Source organism: Candidatus Latescibacter sp. IFSED24, assembly GCF_058273205.1.
On record NZ_CM177850.1, the window covers coordinates 25,631 to 43,521 of the forward strand.

Consider the following 17,891-nt stretch of genomic DNA (forward strand, 5'->3'; position numbering starts at 1 on the left):
CTCAGCTCCGAGACTCGACCCTGGTGAGGAGGCAACCCGATGCGCACCCTCGTTCCCATCTGCTCGATCGTCCTGCTGGCCGTGGTGGCCAGCGCCGGTCCCCAGCCCCAGGAGGCGCCCCCCGTGAAGTACAACGAACTGGCCGCCGAGGAGGCGCGCGTGATCGAACACAAGGGCACCGAACGGCCCTTCTCCGGCGAGTACGAGCATCACTGGCAGGCGGGCCAGTACCTCTGCAAGCGCTGCAACGCGCCGCTCTACCGCTCGGACGACAAGTTCGACGCCCGGTGCGGCTGGCCCAGCTTCGACGACGAGATCGCCGGGGCGGTGCGGCGCGAGGTCGACGCCGACGGCCGGCGCACCGAGATCCTCTGCGCCAACTGCGGCGGCCACCTGGGCCACGTGTTCCGCGGCGAGGGGTTCACGACCAAGGACACGCGGCACTGCGTCAACTCCATCTCGCTGGTCTTCGTGGCCGACGGCGAGGAATTGCCGCCGGTGATCGAGGCCGCGAAGTAGCCACCTGCCCACGACTTGCCTCCATCCCACCACCTCCCTCCAGGGTGGTGGGATTATTTTGATATTGCTTTTCAAATTACCAGACACGTTGTTTGCTTCAGGTCGCCTATCTGGCGAAATGACAGTGATTTATAGGATATCGAGGAGGTGTGACATGGCGGTGTCGAAGAGGGTGGTCATCGTGGGTGGTGTCGCCGCTGGACCCAAGGTCGCGGCACGGATCATGCGGCTGGAACCCAGCGCTCAGGTCACCGTGGTGGAGAAGGGCATCTTCGTTTCCTACGCCGGCTGCGGGCTGCCTTACTACATCTCGGGCCAGGTGGGCAGCCAGGCCGAACTCATGTGCACGCCCCTGGGCGTGGTGCGCGATCCCGACTATTTCCGGCAGAGCAAGCGTCTGGAGGTCCTGAACCATCACGAGGGGCTGCGGATCGATCGCCGGGCGAACCGTCTGCTGGTCCGCAACCTCGAGGATGGCGAGGAACGCTGGCTCGACTACGACAAGCTCGTGCTCTGCACCGGCGGCACGCCCGTGGTGCCGCGGCCGTTGCCGGGCCGCGACCTGCCCCAGGTCTTCCAGCTCCACGGCGTGGAGGACGCCGAGGGCGTACGCGAGGTCCTGGCCGGCGAGCAGGCCCGGGATGCGGTCATCATCGGCGGGGGCCTCATCGGGGTCGAGGTCACCGAGGCGCTGGTCAGCAAGGGCTGCCGGGTGACCATCCTCGAGGCGACCGATCAGATCCTGGGCCTGATCGACGCGGAGATGGCGGCGCTGGTGGCGCAGCACATGCAGAGCAAGGGCGTGCGGATCCTCACCGGAGTGCAGGCCCACAGCATCGAGGCCGAGGACGGACGGGTGGCGGCCGTCAACACCGTCGACGGCCAGATCGTGCCGGCCGACATGGTGATCCTGGCCTGCGGCGTGCGGCCCAACGCGCGGCTGGCTGCCGAGGCGGGCCTGGCCATCGGCGAGACCGGGGGCATCGTGGTCAACGAGGTGATGCGCACCGGGGATCATGACATCTATGCCGCGGGCGATTGTGTCGAGACCCACGACCTGGTCACCGGACGGCCGACCTTCGCGCCCATGGGGTCGACCGCCAACAAGATGGGCCGCGTGGTGGCCAACGCCATCTGCGGCGTGGCCGATCATTTCCCCGGGGTGACCGGCAGCGCCATCTGCAAGGTCTTCGACTTCAACGTGGCCCGGACCGGCCTCACCGAGATCGAGGCGCGTCGCCGGCAGTTCGACGTCATCAGCGTGCTGGCGCCGGGCCCGGACCGGCCGCACTTCATGCCGGGGTCCATGCCGCTGATGCTGAAGCTGGTGGTAGAGCGGAACACACGCCGCCTGCTGGGCGCCCAGGCCGTGGGTCCGGGCGAGGCCGACCGTCGCGTGGACGTGGCCGCCATGGCGCTGACCACGGGCATGACGGTGGACCAGCTGGCCAATGCCGACCTCACGTACGCACCGCCCTACTCGCCGGCGATGGACAACCTGATCACCGCCTGCAACGTGGCGCGCAACAAGCTGGATGGTCTCTTCGACGGGATCGCGCCGGGCGAGGTGCAGAAGCGGCAGCGTGCCGGCGAGGAGTTCTTCTTCCTCGATGTCCGCAATCCCGACGAGGTGGCCGCGGTAGGCCTGCCGGGCGCGGTGAACATCCCGCTGGGCCAGCTCCGCGACCGTCTCACCGAGGTGCCGCGCGACCGGGAAGTGGTGACCTTCTGCAAGATCAGCCTCCGCGGCTACGAGGCCGCGCTGATCCTGAAGGAGGCGGGGCTGGAGCGGGTCCTGGTCATGGACGGCGGGGTGCTGAACTGGCCTTACGAGAAGATCATGGTCTGAGTGGAGTGGGGGGTGGTGCCGTCGCGGCGGCACCACCCTCCTCGGCGGTCGGTCAGGCTTCCGCGCGCTGCAGCACCGCGCTGAACGTGGTGTCGGCATCCTGGTTGGGGTTGCCGTGGATCGCCTGCGCCACCAGGGCGAACCCGGGGTGCGCGGCCAGGAAGTCGGCCACCACGTCCTCGTTCTCTTCCACCAGCCACGAGCAGGTGGCGTAGATCAACCGGCCGCCCGGTTTCACGCCGCCGCCGGCCACGGCCAGCAGGCTGGCCTGGGTCGCGGTCAATTCGTCCAGGCTGCCGACCACGCTGCGCAGACGGCCGTCGGCATTGCGACGCCAGGTGCCGCTGCCCGAGCAGGGGGCATCCACCAGGACCTGGTCGAAGCCGCCGCGTCGTGCCACGGACTTGCCGAAGTCGGGCAAGTCCGTGCCATCCCAGGGATAGGCGCGCACGTTGGTGGCGCCGGCACGTCTGGCGCGCTGGCGCAGGTCGGCCAGCGCCTTCTCGTTCTTGTCGGTGGCGTAGACCGCGCCGGTGCCGCGCATGGCCGCCGCCAGCTGCAGGCTCTTGCCGCCGCCGCCGGCACAGCAATCCCAGATGAACTGCCCGGGCGTCGCCGCCACCGCCTGCCCGATGGCCTGGCTCGCCAGATCCTGGATCTCGACCCTGCCCTGACGCACGCAGTCGAGGGTGTGGATGCCGCGTTCGCCCCGCACGGCGAGCGCGTCGTCGGTCCGGTCGACCCGGAAGCCTGCCTGGCGTAGTTCGGCGAGGACCGGGGCGGCCTGGGCGGGGTCGGCGAGCCTCAGCCAGAGCGGCGGCCGCAGGACCTGGCGGTCCAGGAAGAGGCGGCGCGCTTCGCGCGACCAGGCGGAGTCGGTGGCGCGGCGGTCGAGGTAGGGCGCCAGCGACGCCGGCAGACCGTGCCAGATCAGCCGCGCCAGCAGGTCGGGGTCGGTGTTCAGGCCGGTGCGGATACGGTGCCAGTCGTTCACCGCGCCCGGGCGGGGCTCGTCGAGGCGCGGCGGGTGCTCGGCCTGTTCGCGCAGGCGCAGGAAGATCCAGAAGAAGAGGTCGGCCGGCGGCACGGCCTGCAGGCGCGGCCACGCCTCGCGGGGATCGTCGATGCCCTGCTGGACGTGGTCCAGGGCGATCCAGGGCGCCTGGCCGCTGGCCTCCTGGCAGAGTAGTGCCAGCCAGGCGAAGCGCACGCCGTCGGTGAGCCGGGCGCCGAGCCAGAGGCGCTTCTGGCGCGGCAGGCCATCGAGCGCCGACAGCGCCCGCGCGAGCCAGCGGTCGAGGTAAGGCGGCGCGGTGTCGGCGACGTAGCGCGACCAGAGCGCGAAGAGGTCGGGCAGCAGCGTGGCCTGTTCGCGCTGGGTCAATTCCTGGGGACGCTGGTGGCTCATGACCGTCCTCGGCGGGAGCGTGGTTTGCCCCGGCCCCTGGGGAGGCGACGGGCCGGCGGCTTGGCCTTCCCTCCGGGGCGGGGTGTGGATCGGGAGCCGGCGCCGGCGGCCGGCGCGCGCGCCGTGGCGGCCAGGAACTTGGGCAGCACGTGCAGGCTGTTCAGCTCGGTGAGCGCCGCCTCGAGGAGCTTGCGGTTGGCGGGACGGTCGTACTGCAGGAGCGCGCGCTGCATGCGGCGCTCGTGGAGGGTCCGCGGCACGTGGACGCGCTTGCGCGTGAGCGGGTCGCGGCCGGTGTGGTACATGCAGGTGGCGCGGGTCATGGGCGAGGGGATGAAGTCCTGGATCTGCTCGGGCTTGATGCGCCGCTTGGCCAGATAGAGCGCCAGCTTCAGGGTCTCGCGCAGCGAGCTGCCCGGATGCGAGGCGATGAAGTAGTTGACCACGTACTGCTGCTTGCCAGCGCGGCGCGAGGCCTCGCGGAAGCGCTTGAGGAACTCCTCGTAGACCGCGAAGCGCGGCTTGTTCATGAGCTCGAGGACGCGGTCGTCGCAGTGCTCGGGCGCCACCTTGAGCAAACCGCTCACCTGGTGGGCGGCGACCTGTTCGAGGTAGGGGCGGGCGGCGTCGTCGACGAGCAGGTCGAAGCGCAGGCCGCTGCCGAGGAACACGTGCTTGACCCCCGGCACGCGGGCGGCCTTGCGGTAGATCCGGACCGCCGCGTCGTAGCCCAGCTTCAGATGCGGGCAGGGCTCGGGCAGCAGGCAGTGGCGATCGCGGCAGAAGCGGCCCTGGTCCCACCGCCGGCAGCGCGCGCCGTAGAGGTTGGCGGTGGGGCCGCCGATGTCGGTGATGGTGCCCTTGAAATCGGGGTCGGCGGCGATCCGGCGCGTTTCGGCCAGGATCGAGGCCTCGCTGCGCGATTGCACGATGCGGCCCTGATGCGAGGTGATGGCGCAGAACGAGCAGTCGCCGCAGCAGCCGCGGTGCGCGGTGATGGAGGTGCGGACCGTTTCGAGGGCGGGCACGCCGCCCTGCTGGTCGTAGCTGGGGTGCCAGGCGCGGCGGAAGGGCAGCTCGTAGAGCGCGTCGAGCTCGGCGCGGGGCAGCGGCGCCGCCGGTGGCCACTGCACGACCACGCGGTCGCCGTGGGCCTGGACCAGGGGGTGGGCGTCGGTGGGACTGAGCTCCTGGTCGGCCAGCTGGAACGCCTGCCCGTAGCGCTCCCGGTCGGCGGCCACCTCCTCGAAAGAGGGCAGGCGGACGGCATCCGGCGGGACCTCTTCGGCGGGCCGCACGGTCACCGTGCCGGGGATGCCGTCGAGGGCTTCGCCGGCGGCAAGCCGTTCGCAGACGGTCAAAATCTGCTGTTCGCCCATGCCATAGACCAGGAGATCGGCGCGTGTGTCGAGCAGCAGCGAGCGGCGCACCTTGTCGTCCCAGTAGTCGTAATGCGCCAGGCGCCGCAGGCTCGCCTCGAGGCCGCCCAGCACCACGGGCACGCCGGGACAGGCCTCGCGCACGCGGTTGGCGTAGACCAGGGTGGCGCGGTCGGGGCGCCGGCCGGGCCGGCCGCCGGGGCTGAAGTCGTCCTGGCGCCGCCGCTGCTTGTTGGCCGAGAGGTTGGCGATCAACGAGTCCACGTTGCCGCCGGTGACGCCGAAGAACAGCCGGGGCACTCCCAGGGCGGCGAACGCCTCGGGGCCCTGCCAGTCGGGCTGGGCGATGATCCCCACGCGCCAGCCGTGGCGCTCGAGCAGCCGGCCGATCATGGCGGTGCCGAACGCGGGGTGGTCCACGTACGCGTCGCCGGTCACCAGGACGACGTCGCACCGGTCCCAGCCAAGCACGTCCATCTCCTGCCGGCTTATGGGCAGGAAGGGTGCGGGCGTGGCGGTCGGCGCGGGCCGGGAAGACATGGGCTGGCCTCGGGCTCGGGGGAGTGGAGGTTTCCGGTCCTGAAATCTCGCGGTTGAGGCCGGGGGTTGTCAATGTCGGGCCCGCGGCGGTTGCCCCGCTCTGGCAGGTCGACCATCTTCGGGCCATGACACCGGACCTCGAACGCACCACCACCCGACGCTACTACGTCGGCACCATCTTCCAGGGGATCTGGACCACGGGCCAGTACCTCTTCCCCTTCGTGCTGGCCAAGTCGCTGGCGGCGCCCGGCTGGCTCGTCACCCTCTCGGTGATGATGGAGACCTCGGGCATGGTCATGGGCCTCTACTGGGGCGAGCTCATGGCCTCGGGCGGGCGGCGGCGCGCGCTGTTCTGGGGCGGCCTCCTGGGGCGCGGGATCCTGGTGTCGGCGCTGCTGGTGACCACGCCCGGCGCGTTCGTGGCCATGCTCGCGGTGGTCTACCTGTTCATCGCGCTGGTCTATCCGGCGCAGAACAGCATCCTCCAGGAGAACATCCCCGCCGAACGCCGCGGCCAGGTCTTCGGACGCGGCACCCTGGTCCAGCACGGGACCGCGGCGCTGTGCAGCCTCATCGTGGGCCTGCTCCTGGACCGCGACCCCCTGGCCTTCCGCTGGATCTACCCGCTCCTCGGCGTGCTGGGCTTCGGCTACCCTCTGGTGCTGTCGCGGCTGCCCCGGCCGGTCGCGCCGCCGCGCGAGGTCACCACGGGTCCACCGGCGCCGCCCGCGGCCCGGCCCCTCGCCGCGGTGCTCTGGCAGCCGTTCCTCGACGCCCGCGACACCTTCCGCCGCGACCGCGCCTACCTCTGGTACCAGATCAACTTCACCATCTACGGCGTGGCGTTCATCATGCTGGTGCCGGTGGTGCCGCTGTACTTCACCGGCGAGCTGGCCCTCGATTACCAGGACATCGCCCGCGCGCGCATCCTCATCGGCTCGCTGGGCATCGCGCTGCTGGGCCCGCTGGCGGGGCAGCTCATGGACCGCCTCCACCCGGTGCGACTGTGCGCGCTGGCCTTCGGCTGGGTGACCCTCTTCCCGCTGACCCTGGCGCTGGGCCCGACCCTGCTGGGCCTGACCGCCACTCAGACGGCCTACGCCGCCTTCGTCATCTACTCGGTGGGCATGGCGGGGGTCAACGTCACATGGAACGTGGGCAGCATCGCCTTCGCGCCGCCGGGCCGCGGCGGACATTACCAGGGGATCCACGTGGCCATGGTGGGACTGCGCGGCGTGCTGGCGCCGGTGCTGGGCTACCTGATCCTGACCTTCCTGGGCTACCGCGAGGTGTTCCTGGCGGCGGCCGGGCTCTTTCTTTCCGCGGGGCTCAGCTCGGCGGTGCTGGCGCGACGCGTCAAGCGGGTTTGACAGCGTCGGGCCGCCGCCTGGCCGAGAGGTAGATGTCCCGGGCCGCGGGCACCGCCGCCTGGATGTCCGTGCGCAGGCGGGCGATGGTCGCCTCGAGACCCGCGGTGTCGAGCTGGTCTGCGAAGTCGATGTCCATGAGTACCATGATGCGCCGGGGGCCACGCTGAAGCGTCGCCAGTTCGACGATGGCCTCGACCGCGTTGTCGGCCAGCACCACGCGACGGATGATCTGATTGTCCTTCCGCGTGGCGCCCTCGCCGATGAGCAGGCTGTGGCTCTCGCTGGCCAAAAAGTAGGCCACGCTCAGGAGCACCACCCCGATGGCGATGGAGGCGGCGCCGTCCCACACGCCGTTGTGCGTGACCACCGCCAGTCCCACACCCACCGCCGCCAGCAGCAGGCCGAGCAGCGCCGCGGTGTCCTCGAACAGCACCGTGGGCAGGGCCAGATCCTTGGCGTCGCGGAGGTTGCGCCAGAGCGAGCCAGGATTCTCGCGCCGGAAGTGCTGGAACTCGCGCCAGGCCACCCGCAGCGCGGCGCTCTCGAAGATCGCCGCCAGTCCCAGCGCCAGGAAGTTCCAGATCGGGTCGGTGGGCGGGTGCGGGTCGAGGATCTTGTGGACCCCCTCGTAGATCGCCACCACCGCGCCCAGCACGAAGATGTTCACCGCCACCACGAAGCTCCAGAAGTAGCGCTCGACGTTGTAGCCCAGCGGGTGGAGCCGGTCGGCGGCCTTCTTGCTGCGGATCAGACCCACCAAGAGCAGGAGCTGGTTGCTGCTGTCGGCCACCGAGTGCACCGACTCGGCGAGCATGGCGGCCGACCGCGTGGCGAGGAACGCCGCGAACTTGGCCACGGCCACGCCGAGGTTGGCGAAGATGCCCGCGGCGAGAGCGCGGCGGATTCCCTTGTCGTCGTGCTGGCGGGGCTCATTCATCGTTGTTCCGAATCCTCACCGCGGCGGCACGTCCTGCAGCTGGGTCAGGCGCTGGCGCCGCTTCCGGGTCTGGGTCTCCGGCGCTTCCTTGATGCAGGTGCCCAGCACCCGGGTGCCCTGCTTGAGCATGGCCGAGATGTTGCGCTGGAACTCGGGCTGCATCTCGCCCACCCAGGGGAAGCCCTGCGCATCGGCCCGCTCCATCGCCTCGGTCCAGTTCTGAAACAGCCTCCCCCACGGGCTGGCCAGGACCTGCTCCATGTTGGGCCGGCTGAAGCGCGGGTACCAGTAGAGGTCGTGGTAGAGCACGCTGGCGATGTACGACCACGGGGCGAGCCAGGTCTTCAGCGACCACTCGATGGGCCGCTTCAGGGGGCCCCAGTAGATCTTGTGCTGCATCTTGCTGGCGAAGGTCATCTTCTTGAACGGGCCGGTGAAGTTCCAGCGCTCCTGCGCCGCGGACAGGTCGCCGGCGATCTCGATCTCGCGGATGTCGCCGCAGCCCAGGCCCGCCTCGTGGGCGAGGCGGATGAACCGGCAGTCGCGTAGCGGATCGAAGCCCATGAGCGCGGCGGCCACCGCGTCGATGGCCACCTGGTCGCTGCTGGCGAGGATCACGTTCTTGGCGTGGGGGGTCATGCAGCGGGGGCCGGGGCCGTCGCCGGCGAAGGTGCCGTCCATCACCGCGAAGATGCCGGGATGGATCTTCTTCTGGATCATCAGGAGATCCACCAGCGTCTCGTGGATCACCGGGTGCGTCCAGTGGCGATGCTCGTTCAGCAGGCCGCCGAACGCGTTCTTCATGGCGCCGGTGGTGGTGGTGAAGACGTGGGTCTTCACGGTCGGCAGGTGGATGATGTTCTCGCCGATGAACCGCTTGGGCACCGAGAAGCCCTTGGGGTAGACCTCGTTGAGGCAGAGGAACTTCTGCGTGAGGTCGCCGACGGCGTCCTTGATGTCGAGCCACTCCTCGCCCTCGTAGAGGTGGACGTTGCGCAGGCCGTAGTGGTCGACCACGTCGATCTGTTTGTTCTCGCGCTCGCCGAGGTGCGAGTCGATGACCACGGTGCGGTTGTGGCAGCCGTGGATGAGGTCGCGCTGGTAGCCGTCCTGGAGCATGGCGTTGATCACGCCGTCGAGCTGCCACGGCGTGGTCGAGCTGCTGGGGAAGAAGAAGTGCCAGCTGATGTTGATCTTCAACGCGGTGTCGGCGTCTTTGCCCAGCGTGTCCTGGTAGTCGGCCAGGTTCATCAACTCGTGGTAGTCGCGGCGGACCGTGGCGGGGGTGGTGCGCAGGATGGCGACCTTGCTCTTGGGCATGGCGTTCCTCTTGCCTGGTTCGGGATCGATCTCAAGCGAGCCGCAGGGGTATGATAGTCGCTCCGGCCTCGATTTGCGAAGGACTACTGCAGGAGCCGCCAGCAAACGCCCAGGTAACCCAGGGTGGCACCGGTATGAGAGAGCAGGGCGGGCCAGAGCGATCGCCAGCGGTGGCGGCTCCAGACCCAGAAGAAGCTCGCGCCCGTCACTCCGGCCAGCATCACCGCCAGTCCCCACGTGCCGGGCGCCAGCGCGCCGACCGTGAGGATGTGGTAGCTGACGAAAAGAACCACCAGCACGGTGCCGCGTGGCGCGGTGGCGGCAGTCCCGGACAGCAGGCGATCCTGCAGGAAGCCGCGCCAGAACATTTCCTCTGCGGGTGCGTTGACCAGGGCCAGGAACAGCAGCACGGGGCCCGGAGCGGCGGGGTCCATGCCCCAGCCGTGCAGGACCGTCCGGAGCTGGTCCGCGTCGGGGAAGAGGTCTGGCAGGAGGACCAGGGCCAGGGGCGGCAACGCCGACAGGGCCAGGCCGAGGGGGATGCCGATCCAGAGGCCGGTCCGGGTGCCGGGGCCGGTGATCCCTAGGCGACGCCAGTGTTCCTGCCAGGATCCGCCCCGGCGCCGGGTCAGGACCGCAGGTACGCCGAGGCAGAGCATCAGGTGATAGGTCACGAACACGAAGGCGACGTCGTGCAGGACGAGCAGCCCCATGGCGACCAGCAGGGGCGCCAGGGCGGCGAGAAGCCAATAGGTCAACATGGAATGGCAGGATAGAGGATCCTGGCGGCGGGCACCAGCAAGGATCCGATGCACCGGAGACACGGACCGCGAGCGTGACGCGGACCAGATTCCTGGCTATGTTCTGCCCACCCATCAGCATCCGGAGCAACCATGTCGCTACCCAATCTCGCCATCAAGCGCCCCGTGACCACGCTCATGGTCCTGGTCAGCCTGCTGACCATGGGCGCGGTGGCGCTGACGCGCCTGCCGCTGGCGTTCATGCCCGACATCGTCGAGCCCGAGCTCTTCGTCCAGGTGGATTATCCCAGCGCCGCGCCCGAGCAGGTCGAGCGCATGATCGCGCGGCCGCTGGAAGACGCGCTGGGTTCGGTGAAGGGGCTCAAGGACATGTGGGCGCGCTGCGGACCCGACGGTGCGCGCCTGCGGCTGGGCTTCGACTGGGGCGCCGACCTGCACCTGGCGCGGGTCGAGATCTGGGAACGCATCGACCGCATACGCGGCGACCTGCCCGAGGATATCGGCGACATCCAGGTCAGCCGCTCGTGGTCGGGCGATGAGGAGACCGAGCCCATCCTCGAGGGGCGTCTGTCGAGCAAGCGCAACCTCTCCGAGAGTTACGATCTGCTCGAACGCAAGATCATCCGGCCGCTCGAGCGCGTGGCCGGGGTGGCCGCCGTGAGCCTCGACGGGGTCAATCCGCGCGAGGTGCGGATCAACCTGCGGCCGGCCGACATGCAGCGGCACAACATCGATGTGCGCGAGGTCAGCCGGATCCTCCGCACCAGCAACTTCGACCAGTCGCTGGGGCGCATCGACACCGGCGAGCGCGAGTTCTCGCTGCGCACCGTGGGGGCCTTCCGCACCGCCGACGAGATCGCCATGCTGCCGCTACGCGCCGACGGACTCAAGCTGCGCGACGTGGCCGACGTCCAGTACACCGAGCCGCCCCTGGAGTACGGCCGCCACCTCGACGGCGACTTCGCCATCGGCGTCTCGGTGGCCCAGGAGAGCAAGGCCAACACGGTGGCCGTCTGCGCCGCGCTCCAGGAGCGGATCGCCGCGATGAACGAGGACCCCGAGCTGGAGGGGGTCAACTTCATCACCTGGTTCAGTCAGGGTGACGAGATCAACAACGCGCTGCGCGATCTCATGTTCACCGGCATCTTCGGCTCGCTGCTGGCGTCGCTCGTGCTCTTCGTCTTCCTGCGCCGCCTGGCCAGCACCTTCTTCGCCGTGCTCTGCATCCCGCTCTCGCTGGTGGTGGCGCTGGGCGTGGTCTGGGCCCGTGGGGGCACGCTCAACACGCTGGTCCTGCTCGGCTTGATCGTGGGCGTGGGCATGCTCGTGGACAACGCCGTGGTGATCATGGAGAACATCTTCCGCTATCGCGAGAAGGGGCTCGACCGGCGCGAATCGGCGCGGCGCGGCGCCGGCGAGGTTGCCGTGGCCGTGACCGCCGCCACCCTGACCTCGGTCATCGTGATCCTGCCCTTGATCTTCAACAAGCCCAGCGAGATGAACCTGATCCTCCGCGAACTGGGCGTGACGGTCTGCCTCACCCTGCTCGCCTCGCTCTTCGTCTCCCAGACCCTGATCCCGCTGGCCATGACGCGCTTCATCCGCTCCCAGCCGCGGGGCAAGCTGCGCCTCATGCGCGCGCTCGAGCGCGGCTACCAGCGGCTCCTGGCCTTCAATCTCCGGCACCGCTGGCTCACGCCCCTCATCGGCCTGGGCATTTTGGTGTCCACCTGGTATCCGTTCACGCACATCGACAAGAACTTCGGGACCTCCAATCCCGAGATGTTCATCCAGCTGCGGATCCTCTTCACCGAAGAGGTGAGCCTGGAGCGCAAGGAGGCGCTGATCACCCAGCTGGAACAGCATCTCGAACCGCATCGCGACGAGTTGCAGGCCCGCGCCATCTACGCGTTCTGGTCGGACCGCTGGTCGCTGCTGCGGATCTATCCCCACGAGGGCGCCACCGACGACGCCACCCTGGGTCAGGTCCGCGACACCTTGCGCGGCCTGCTGCCCGAGATCCCCGGGGTCGAACTCACGATCCAGGAGAACACCCAGGGCTGGCGCCACCAGGGCGGGCGCAACCGGATCATGTTCAACCTGGTGGGTGAGGACACCGCGGTGCTCAACGAGCTGGCCGAGAAGGTGGTCGCAGAGCTGCAGCAGGTGCCGGGGTTACTCGACATCAACTCGGGCGGACAGGACGCCGCCGAGGAGTTGCACGTGTCCGTGGACCGCGAGCTGGCAACGCGCTACGGCATGCGGCCCGATCAGATCGGGCAGATGGTCGGCCTGACCTTCCGGGGGCGGCGGCTGCCCCGGTTCCGCACCCCCGATGGCGAACGCGAGATGCGGCTGGCCCTGGACGAGCAGGAGGAACGTTCGGTGGAGGACCTGCGCAACCTGCCGCTGTTCACCGATGACGGCGCGCAGGTGCCGCTGGCCGCCGTGGCCTCGCTGGACCGGGTGCCCGGCGCGTTGCGGATCCAGCGCAACAACCGGATGACCAACGTGCGCGTCTTCGCCCGCTACGAGGAGGGCACCAGCGACGAGTGGAACCAGCGGGTGGCGACGATCCTCGACAGCTTCGACTGGCCTCTGGGCTACTCGTGGACCTTCGGGCGCTGGCAGGAGATGCAGGCCGAGCAGTCGCGCGAAATGCTCGCCAACCTGCTGCTGGCTCTGCTGCTGGTCTTCGCGGTCATGGCCGGCCTCTTCGAGTCGGTGCCCCAGGCCATCGCGCTCATGGTGGCGCTGCCCTTCGCGCTGGCGGGTGCGTTCTGGGTGCTCTACCTCACCGGCACCGATTTCGACCAGCCCGCGAGCATCGGGCTGTTGTTGCTGATCGGCATCGTCGTCAACAACGGCATCGTCATGCTCGAGCACATCAACTTCCACCGCCGCCAGGGCGCTGGCCGCCTGCACGCCATGCTGCGCGGCGGGCGCGAACGCCTGCGTCCGGTGATCATGACCGCGCTGACCACCGTGATCGGGCTGGTGCCCATCGCGGTGCAGAAGCCCAGCCTGGGCGGGGTCTACTACTACTCCATGGCGCTGGTGATCATGGGCGGTCTGGCGGTCTCCACGTTCCTGACCACGGTGCTGCTGCCGACCACGGCCATGATCAGCGAGGATGGATTCGCGCTGATGGGTCGACTCTTGCACCGGCCCGCGCTGCGGGCCCGTTCCAAGAAGCAGGCGCTGAACTGATTCGCCGGGCGGCCTAGCAGAGCGGGGCGCCCCTCCGCCCCATCGGCCGCGCCAGCCGCAGATCCCCGTTCACGGGCACGATCGGCCCGCTGATCCATTGCGACTTGCCGGCAAGCAGCCAGCGCGCGTCACGCCTGCTCCTCCCTGGTGGCGAGCCGCCGTCCACTGGGCCGCTCGGGAATCCCGAGGATCCGGGCGGCGAGGCTCTGGCCGCTGGCCTGGGCCAGTTCGACCCCATCGCCCAGGCACCAGTCGCCGCAGAGGCCGAGCCCGAGGTCGACGTCGTGCAGACAGTCCTGGCCCAGCGCCTGCTTGGTGCGGGCGTAGCGCCAGCGGTGGCCCCGCAGGTAGATGGGCGCGGGTGTGGACAGATCCAGCAGGACACGGAAGCGCTGCCAGAGGTGGCGGGCGACCGCGTCGGGGTCGCACTCGAGATTATCCTCGCTGAAGCAGCGGGTGGCCTCGAGAACCCAGCCCTCGGGTCCCTCGCGGAACTGACCGGGCTGACGGCGCGCCTCCGCCAGGCTCGGGTCGTTGAAGCGGACGGTGTCCCAGGAACGCCCCAGGGGACCGGGCAGACCAACCATGGCCACCAGCGTGGGGCGCATGGTCACGGTGTCCAGACGTGAGACCAGGTGGGGGTGATCGCCGAGCAGACCGGCGGCCTGGGGGGCGGGCAGGGCCAGGATCAGACCTGCGTACGAGCTCCCCAGCGGATGCCCCTCCACGTGCAGGCGCCAGTTGCCGTCGCCGAGACGCTCGATCCGGGTGACCCGGCTGGTGCTGGCCACCGCCACGCGCTCGAGCAGCCGGTCGACAACGTGCTGCAGGCCGGGCGCCCCGTGGGCGAAGACCAGGTTGCCGCGCTGACGCTTCGCCACCCGGCCTCCAGGATGCCGCCCCTTGTCGAAGACCTGGACCTGGAGACCACTCTCGGCCAGCCGCGCAGCGCAGGCCAGTCCGGCCACACCTCCGCCAACGACCGCGATGTCCGGAATCCTTCTGGTCATGATCATGACTCCTGCGCTCCCTGCATGGCGATGTCTGGGTACAGGTTGAATCTAGACATTTTTTGGACGTAAAACAAGACCTTGCAAGTGTATATTTTTTGCTCCTTCGTGTCGCCGTGTCGTCCACATTCGGACAAATGTCTGCATTAATGGCCAAAATTGGTCAAGACTCCGTGTTGCTGATCCGCTAACTGCCTGCCGTGGGTTCGCTTGGTGATTTTCACTTTTGATGTTTATGTCCAACTATTGTCCAGAAAATGCTCTCGTTTACTCGGTGGTGTGCCGTCCGGCGCGGTCGGTGCTACCATGGGCCATCGAGAAGGAGTGGTCATGACAGGCAACTTGCTCAGTTTCGAAGGGGTCGGGCGGGCCTTCGACTTGCCCGGGGGCCGCCGGCGTGACGTTCTGCACGGGGTCAGCTTCCGGCTCGAGCGCGGGTCGTCGCTGGCCATGGTGGGCCGCAGCGGCAGCGGCAAGTCCACGCTGCTGCATCTGGCTGCGGGCATCGACCAGCCCACCACCGGTGCCGTCGTCCTCGACGGTGCGTCCCTGGCCGACCTCTCGGACGTGGACCGCTCGCTCCTGCGCCGCCGCTGCGTGGGCCTGGTCTTCCAGTTCTTCCACCTGCTGCCGCACCTGTCGGTGCTCGACAACGTCTGCCTGCCCGGCTGGGTGGCCGGCGATCCGGCGGACCAGGTCCGCGGTCGCGCCCGCGAACTGCTGGCCCGCGTCGAACTGGCCGACCGCTCCAGCGACACCGCGGGCAAGCTCAGCGGCGGCGAGATGCAGCGCGTGGCGCTGTGCCGTGCGCTGTTGCGCCGGCCGCCGCTGATCCTGGCCGACGAACCCACCGGCAACCTCGACGAGGCCGCCGGTGCCCGCATCATGGACCATCTCCTCGAACTCGCCGCCCAGGAGGGCGCCGGCCTGCTCTACGTCACCCACAGCCGTGAGCAGGCCGCCCGCGCCGACCGGGTCCTGCAACTGCGCGACGGCCGCCTCGCCAGCGAACCCGTGGCGCCATGAATGGCCGCCTGCTGGGCAGCATGCTGGCGCACTGGCACCAGGCCCGCACGCTCACGCTCCTGACCGTGCTGGGCGTGGCGCTGGGCGTGGCCTCGGTGGTCTGCATCCAGACCCTGGCCTCCAGCGCCATGGCGGCGTTCGGCGGCGGGGTGAAGGCCGTCTCGGGCGACGCCGACCTGGTGATCCTGGGCCAGGCCCCCGATCTCGACGAGGCGCTCTACCCGCAGGTGCTCGCCCGGCCCGAGGTTGCGGCCGCCTGGCCGCTGGTCCGCGCCTGGGGCCGGCTCGCGGGCAGCGCCGACACCTATCTCGAGATCATCGGTATCGACGTGTTCGCGCCGGTGAGCTTCCCCGTGCGGCTGGACGCCGGCGGTGAGACGGGTTTCAGCCGCTTCGCCGATCTGCTGGCGCGGCCCGGCTGGATCGCGCTGACGCCCGAATTCGCCGCCGAACTCGGACTGGCCCGCGGCGACACCTTCACCGTGGCGGTGGCCGACCGCCGGGTCGGCCTGGAGGTGGGGGCGCTGGTGGACTTCCGCCGCCACGCACCCCTGGCCAGCCGCAAGCTCGCGCTCATGGACATCGCCCAGGCGCAGCACCTGCTCGGCCGCCGCGGTCAGATCCAGCAGATCGACGTGCGGCTCGTCCCCGACCTTGATCCCACCACCACCGCCGCCAGCCTGCAGGCCGCCCTCGGCCCCGGCGTCCGCGTGCTGACGCCCGACCAGCGCGAGCAGAGCGCCGCCGGCCTCCTCGCCGCGTTCAGCCTCAACCTCACCGCCCTCAGCCTGATCTCGGTACTGGTGGGCGTGTTCCTGATCTTCAGCGCGGTGCACGCCTCGCTGGTCCGCCGACGCCGCCACTTCGGCCTCCTGCGCTCCCTCGGCGCCACGCGCGGCCAGGTCCTCGGCGTGATCCTCCTGGAGTCCAGCCTCCTCGGCTTGGCTGGCACCGCGCTGGGCATCCCGCTCGGCTACCTCGCCGCGCGCCAGAACGTGGCGGCCGTGAGCACCACGCTGACCAACATCTACCTCCTGAGCGAGATCGAGCAGCTCCGGCTGCCGCTGACGCTGGTGCTGCTGGCGGTGGCCGTGGGTGCCGGCGGCGCGCTGCTGGGTTCGCTGCTGCCCGCGATCGACATCGCCCGCCGCGACCCGGTGACCCTGCTCGGCGCGGCGGGGCTGCCCGAGCGCCTGTCGCGCCTGGCGCCGGGCCTGGCCGGGCTCGCGGTGGTGATCGGGGTGGCGGTGCTAAGCTGGTACATCCTGGGTGGTCGGGCGCTGCGCGAGAGCGGTTTCGTGCTCGCGTTCTTTCTCATGGTGGTGCTGCCGCTGTTGACCCCGCTCCTGCTCCGCGAGACCTGCGGCCGCGTGCCGCCGTCGGGCTTCGGCTGGCGCCTGGGCCTGCGCGGCCTCGCCTCGCGCCTGCAATCGACCAGCTTCGCGGTGGCGGCGCTGGCGGTGACGGTGTCCATGCTCGTGGGCATCACGCTCCTGGTGGGCAGCTTCCGCGCCACCCTCGACACCTGGATCCAGCGCAGCCTGGTGGCCGACATCTTCGTCACCGGCGCCAGCTGGCAGCGCGACCACGGGCGGGCGTGGCTCTCGGACGAGGTGGTCGACACGCTGGTGCATTTCGACGGGGTGCGGGCCGCCGACTTGCAGCGCCGTCTCGACGCGCGCACGGTGGACGACCAGCCGGTGCGGCTGGTGGCGTTCTCGCGGGTGGGCGAGGCGCCCGGACGCTGGGTGACGCGGGTGCCGCTCCTGGCCGGCGACCCCGATCAGGTGGAGCGGCGCCTGCGCCACGAGGGCGCGGTGCTGATCAGCGAGCCGCTGGCCCGGCGCGCGCAGCTCGCGGTGAACGACACGCTGTGGATCGCCGGACCGCGGGGGCCGGCGCCGCTGCCGGTCGCCGGCGTGGGCTACGACTACGCCAGCGAGAACGGAGTGGTGTTCCTGACCCGCGAGACCATGGCCCGGATCTATGGCCCCGGCGGCACCGTGGCGCTGGCGCTCACCCTCGCCGAGGGGCGCGACGTGGAGGAGGTGCTCGATCGGATGCGCGCCGCCCTGGCCGGCACGGCGGTGGAGCTGCGGAGCAACCAGCGGCTCCGCGCCGAGGTCATGGGCATCTTCGACCAGACCTTCGCCGTGACCCGCATCCTGCAGGTGATGGCGCTGGTGATCGCCGTGTGCGGCGTGTCGCTGACCCTGCTGATCATGGGCCGCGAACGCGCCACCGAACTGGCGCTCTACCGCTCGCTGGGCGCCACCCGCCGCCAGCTCTTCCGACTCGGCCTCAGCGAGGGTGCGGGGCTGGGCGCGCTGGGGTTGGTGCTGGGGTTGGCCGGGGGCGCGGCGCTGGCGGCCATCCTCATCCTGCTGATCAACCGCGACTGGTTCGGCTGGACCATCCGCTTCGCCCTGCCGGCGGGCGCCCTGGCCTGGCAGGCGGTGTGGATCCTGGGCGGCGCGCTGGCGGCGGCGGTCTATCCGGCGCTGCGGGCGAGCCGCACGCCGGTGGCCGAACTGACCCGGGAGGATCTGCTGTGAGGGCGGC

At 70.0% G+C, this 17,891-nt stretch carries 12 protein-coding genes; 6 read left to right on the top strand and 6 right to left on the bottom strand.

The genetic code is table 11. From position 1 onward, the window contains the following. Positions 1–39 precede the first annotated feature (39 nt). Together IFSED24_RS00090 and IFSED24_RS00095 are read left to right on the top strand one after the other, a co-directional pair. On the top strand, positions 40–519 hold the full coding sequence (locus IFSED24_RS00090; RefSeq protein WP_491333184.1) for a methionine-R-sulfoxide reductase: 480 nt from the start codon (positions 40–42) through the stop codon (positions 517–519). A gap of 154 nt (positions 520–673) precedes the next feature. Next, the gene (locus IFSED24_RS00095) at positions 674–2,368 is read left to right on the top strand and encodes an FAD-dependent oxidoreductase (RefSeq protein WP_491333185.1); all 1,695 of its coding nucleotides are present in this window, start codon (positions 674–676) and stop codon (positions 2,366–2,368) included. Positions 2,369–2,420: 52 nt separating this feature from the next. Here IFSED24_RS00095 and IFSED24_RS00100 read toward each other — a convergent pair whose 3' ends face one another. Continuing rightward, a complete protein-coding gene (locus IFSED24_RS00100; RefSeq protein WP_491333186.1) occupies positions 2,421–3,776 on the bottom strand; it encodes an RsmB/NOP family class I SAM-dependent RNA methyltransferase in 1,356 nt (451 codons plus the stop codon). Next, positions 3,773–5,695: a YgiQ family radical SAM protein gene (locus tag IFSED24_RS00105; protein WP_491333187.1), complete on the bottom strand. Its 1,923-nt coding sequence runs from the start codon at positions 5,693–5,695 to the stop codon at positions 3,773–3,775. The genes IFSED24_RS00100 and IFSED24_RS00105 overlap by 4 nt, the downstream gene beginning before the upstream one ends. Positions 5,696–5,820: 125 nt before the next feature. Here IFSED24_RS00105 and IFSED24_RS00110 point away from each other — a divergent pair, with 125 nt between their 5' ends. Next, the gene (locus IFSED24_RS00110; RefSeq protein WP_491333188.1) at positions 5,821–7,065 is read left to right on the top strand and encodes an MFS transporter; all 1,245 of its coding nucleotides are present in this window, start codon (positions 5,821–5,823) and stop codon (positions 7,063–7,065) included. On the opposite strand, the gene IFSED24_RS00115 is transcribed toward IFSED24_RS00110, so the two are convergent. The 3 genes from IFSED24_RS00115 to IFSED24_RS00125 all read right to left on the bottom strand — a co-directional run bounded on the left by IFSED24_RS00115 (position 7,052) and on the right by IFSED24_RS00125 (position 10,083). Next, entirely contained in the window at positions 7,052–8,002 is a 951-nt protein-coding gene (locus IFSED24_RS00115; protein WP_491333189.1) for a cation diffusion facilitator family transporter, read from the bottom strand. The genes IFSED24_RS00110 and IFSED24_RS00115 overlap by 14 nt on opposite strands. A 15-nt stretch (positions 8,003–8,017) precedes the next feature. After that, positions 8,018–9,322, bottom strand: a complete 1,305-nt coding sequence (locus tag IFSED24_RS00120; RefSeq protein WP_491333190.1) for a DUF362 domain-containing protein — start codon at positions 9,320–9,322, stop codon at positions 8,018–8,020. Between the two features lie 83 nt (positions 9,323–9,405). Then, on the bottom strand, positions 9,406–10,083 hold the full coding sequence (locus tag IFSED24_RS00125) for a CPBP family intramembrane glutamic endopeptidase (RefSeq protein ID WP_491333191.1): 678 nt from the start codon (positions 10,081–10,083) through the stop codon (positions 9,406–9,408). Positions 10,084–10,215: 132 nt separating this feature from the next. Here IFSED24_RS00125 and IFSED24_RS00130 point away from each other — a divergent pair, with 132 nt between their 5' ends. Further along, the gene (locus IFSED24_RS00130; protein ID WP_491333192.1) at positions 10,216–13,293 is read left to right on the top strand and encodes an efflux RND transporter permease subunit; all 3,078 of its coding nucleotides are present in this window, start codon (positions 10,216–10,218) and stop codon (positions 13,291–13,293) included. Between the two features lie 128 nt (positions 13,294–13,421). Here the strand turns inward: IFSED24_RS00130 and IFSED24_RS00135 are convergent, their stop codons facing one another. Beyond that, positions 13,422–14,303 carry an NAD(P)/FAD-dependent oxidoreductase gene (locus tag IFSED24_RS00135; RefSeq protein ID WP_491333193.1) on the bottom strand — a complete coding sequence of 294 codons (882 nt, stop codon included), beginning with the start codon at positions 14,301–14,303 and terminating at the stop codon, positions 13,422–13,424. A 330-nt stretch (positions 14,304–14,633) separates the two neighbouring features. Between IFSED24_RS00135 and IFSED24_RS00140 the strand changes: the two genes are divergently transcribed. Both IFSED24_RS00140 and IFSED24_RS00145 read left to right on the top strand, forming a co-directional pair. After that, the gene (locus IFSED24_RS00140; protein ID WP_491333194.1) at positions 14,634–15,329 is read left to right on the top strand and encodes an ABC transporter ATP-binding protein; all 696 of its coding nucleotides are present in this window, start codon (positions 14,634–14,636) and stop codon (positions 15,327–15,329) included. Next, on the top strand, positions 15,326–17,884 hold the full coding sequence (locus IFSED24_RS00145; protein WP_491333195.1) for an FtsX-like permease family protein: 2,559 nt from the start codon (positions 15,326–15,328) through the stop codon (positions 17,882–17,884). Before IFSED24_RS00140 ends, IFSED24_RS00145 begins: the two co-directional genes overlap by 4 nt. Positions 17,885–17,891: the final 7 nt, after the last annotated feature.

Coding starts and splice junctions, on each gene's coding strand:
- IFSED24_RS00090 (WP_491333184.1), top strand. CDS start 40: ATGCGCACCCTCGTTCCCATCTGCTCGATCGTCCTGCTGGCCGTGGTG.
- IFSED24_RS00095 (WP_491333185.1), top strand. CDS start 674: ATGGCGGTGTCGAAGAGGGTGGTCATCGTGGGTGGTGTCGCCGCTGGA.
- IFSED24_RS00100 (WP_491333186.1), bottom strand. CDS start 3,776: ATGAGCCACCAGCGTCCCCAGGAATTGACCCAGCGCGAACAGGCCACG.
- IFSED24_RS00105 (WP_491333187.1), bottom strand. CDS start 5,695: ATGTCTTCCCGGCCCGCGCCGACCGCCACGCCCGCACCCTTCCTGCCC.
- IFSED24_RS00110 (WP_491333188.1), top strand. CDS start 5,821: ATGACACCGGACCTCGAACGCACCACCACCCGACGCTACTACGTCGGC.
- IFSED24_RS00115 (WP_491333189.1), bottom strand. CDS start 8,002: ATGAATGAGCCCCGCCAGCACGACGACAAGGGAATCCGCCGCGCTCTC.
- IFSED24_RS00120 (WP_491333190.1), bottom strand. CDS start 9,322: ATGCCCAAGAGCAAGGTCGCCATCCTGCGCACCACCCCCGCCACGGTC.
- IFSED24_RS00125 (WP_491333191.1), bottom strand. CDS start 10,083: ATGTTGACCTATTGGCTTCTCGCCGCCCTGGCGCCCCTGCTGGTCGCC.
- IFSED24_RS00130 (WP_491333192.1), top strand. CDS start 10,216: ATGTCGCTACCCAATCTCGCCATCAAGCGCCCCGTGACCACGCTCATG.
- IFSED24_RS00135 (WP_491333193.1), bottom strand. CDS start 14,303: ATGACCAGAAGGATTCCGGACATCGCGGTCGTTGGCGGAGGTGTGGCC.
- IFSED24_RS00140 (WP_491333194.1), top strand. CDS start 14,634: ATGACAGGCAACTTGCTCAGTTTCGAAGGGGTCGGGCGGGCCTTCGAC.
- IFSED24_RS00145 (WP_491333195.1), top strand. CDS start 15,326: ATGAATGGCCGCCTGCTGGGCAGCATGCTGGCGCACTGGCACCAGGCC.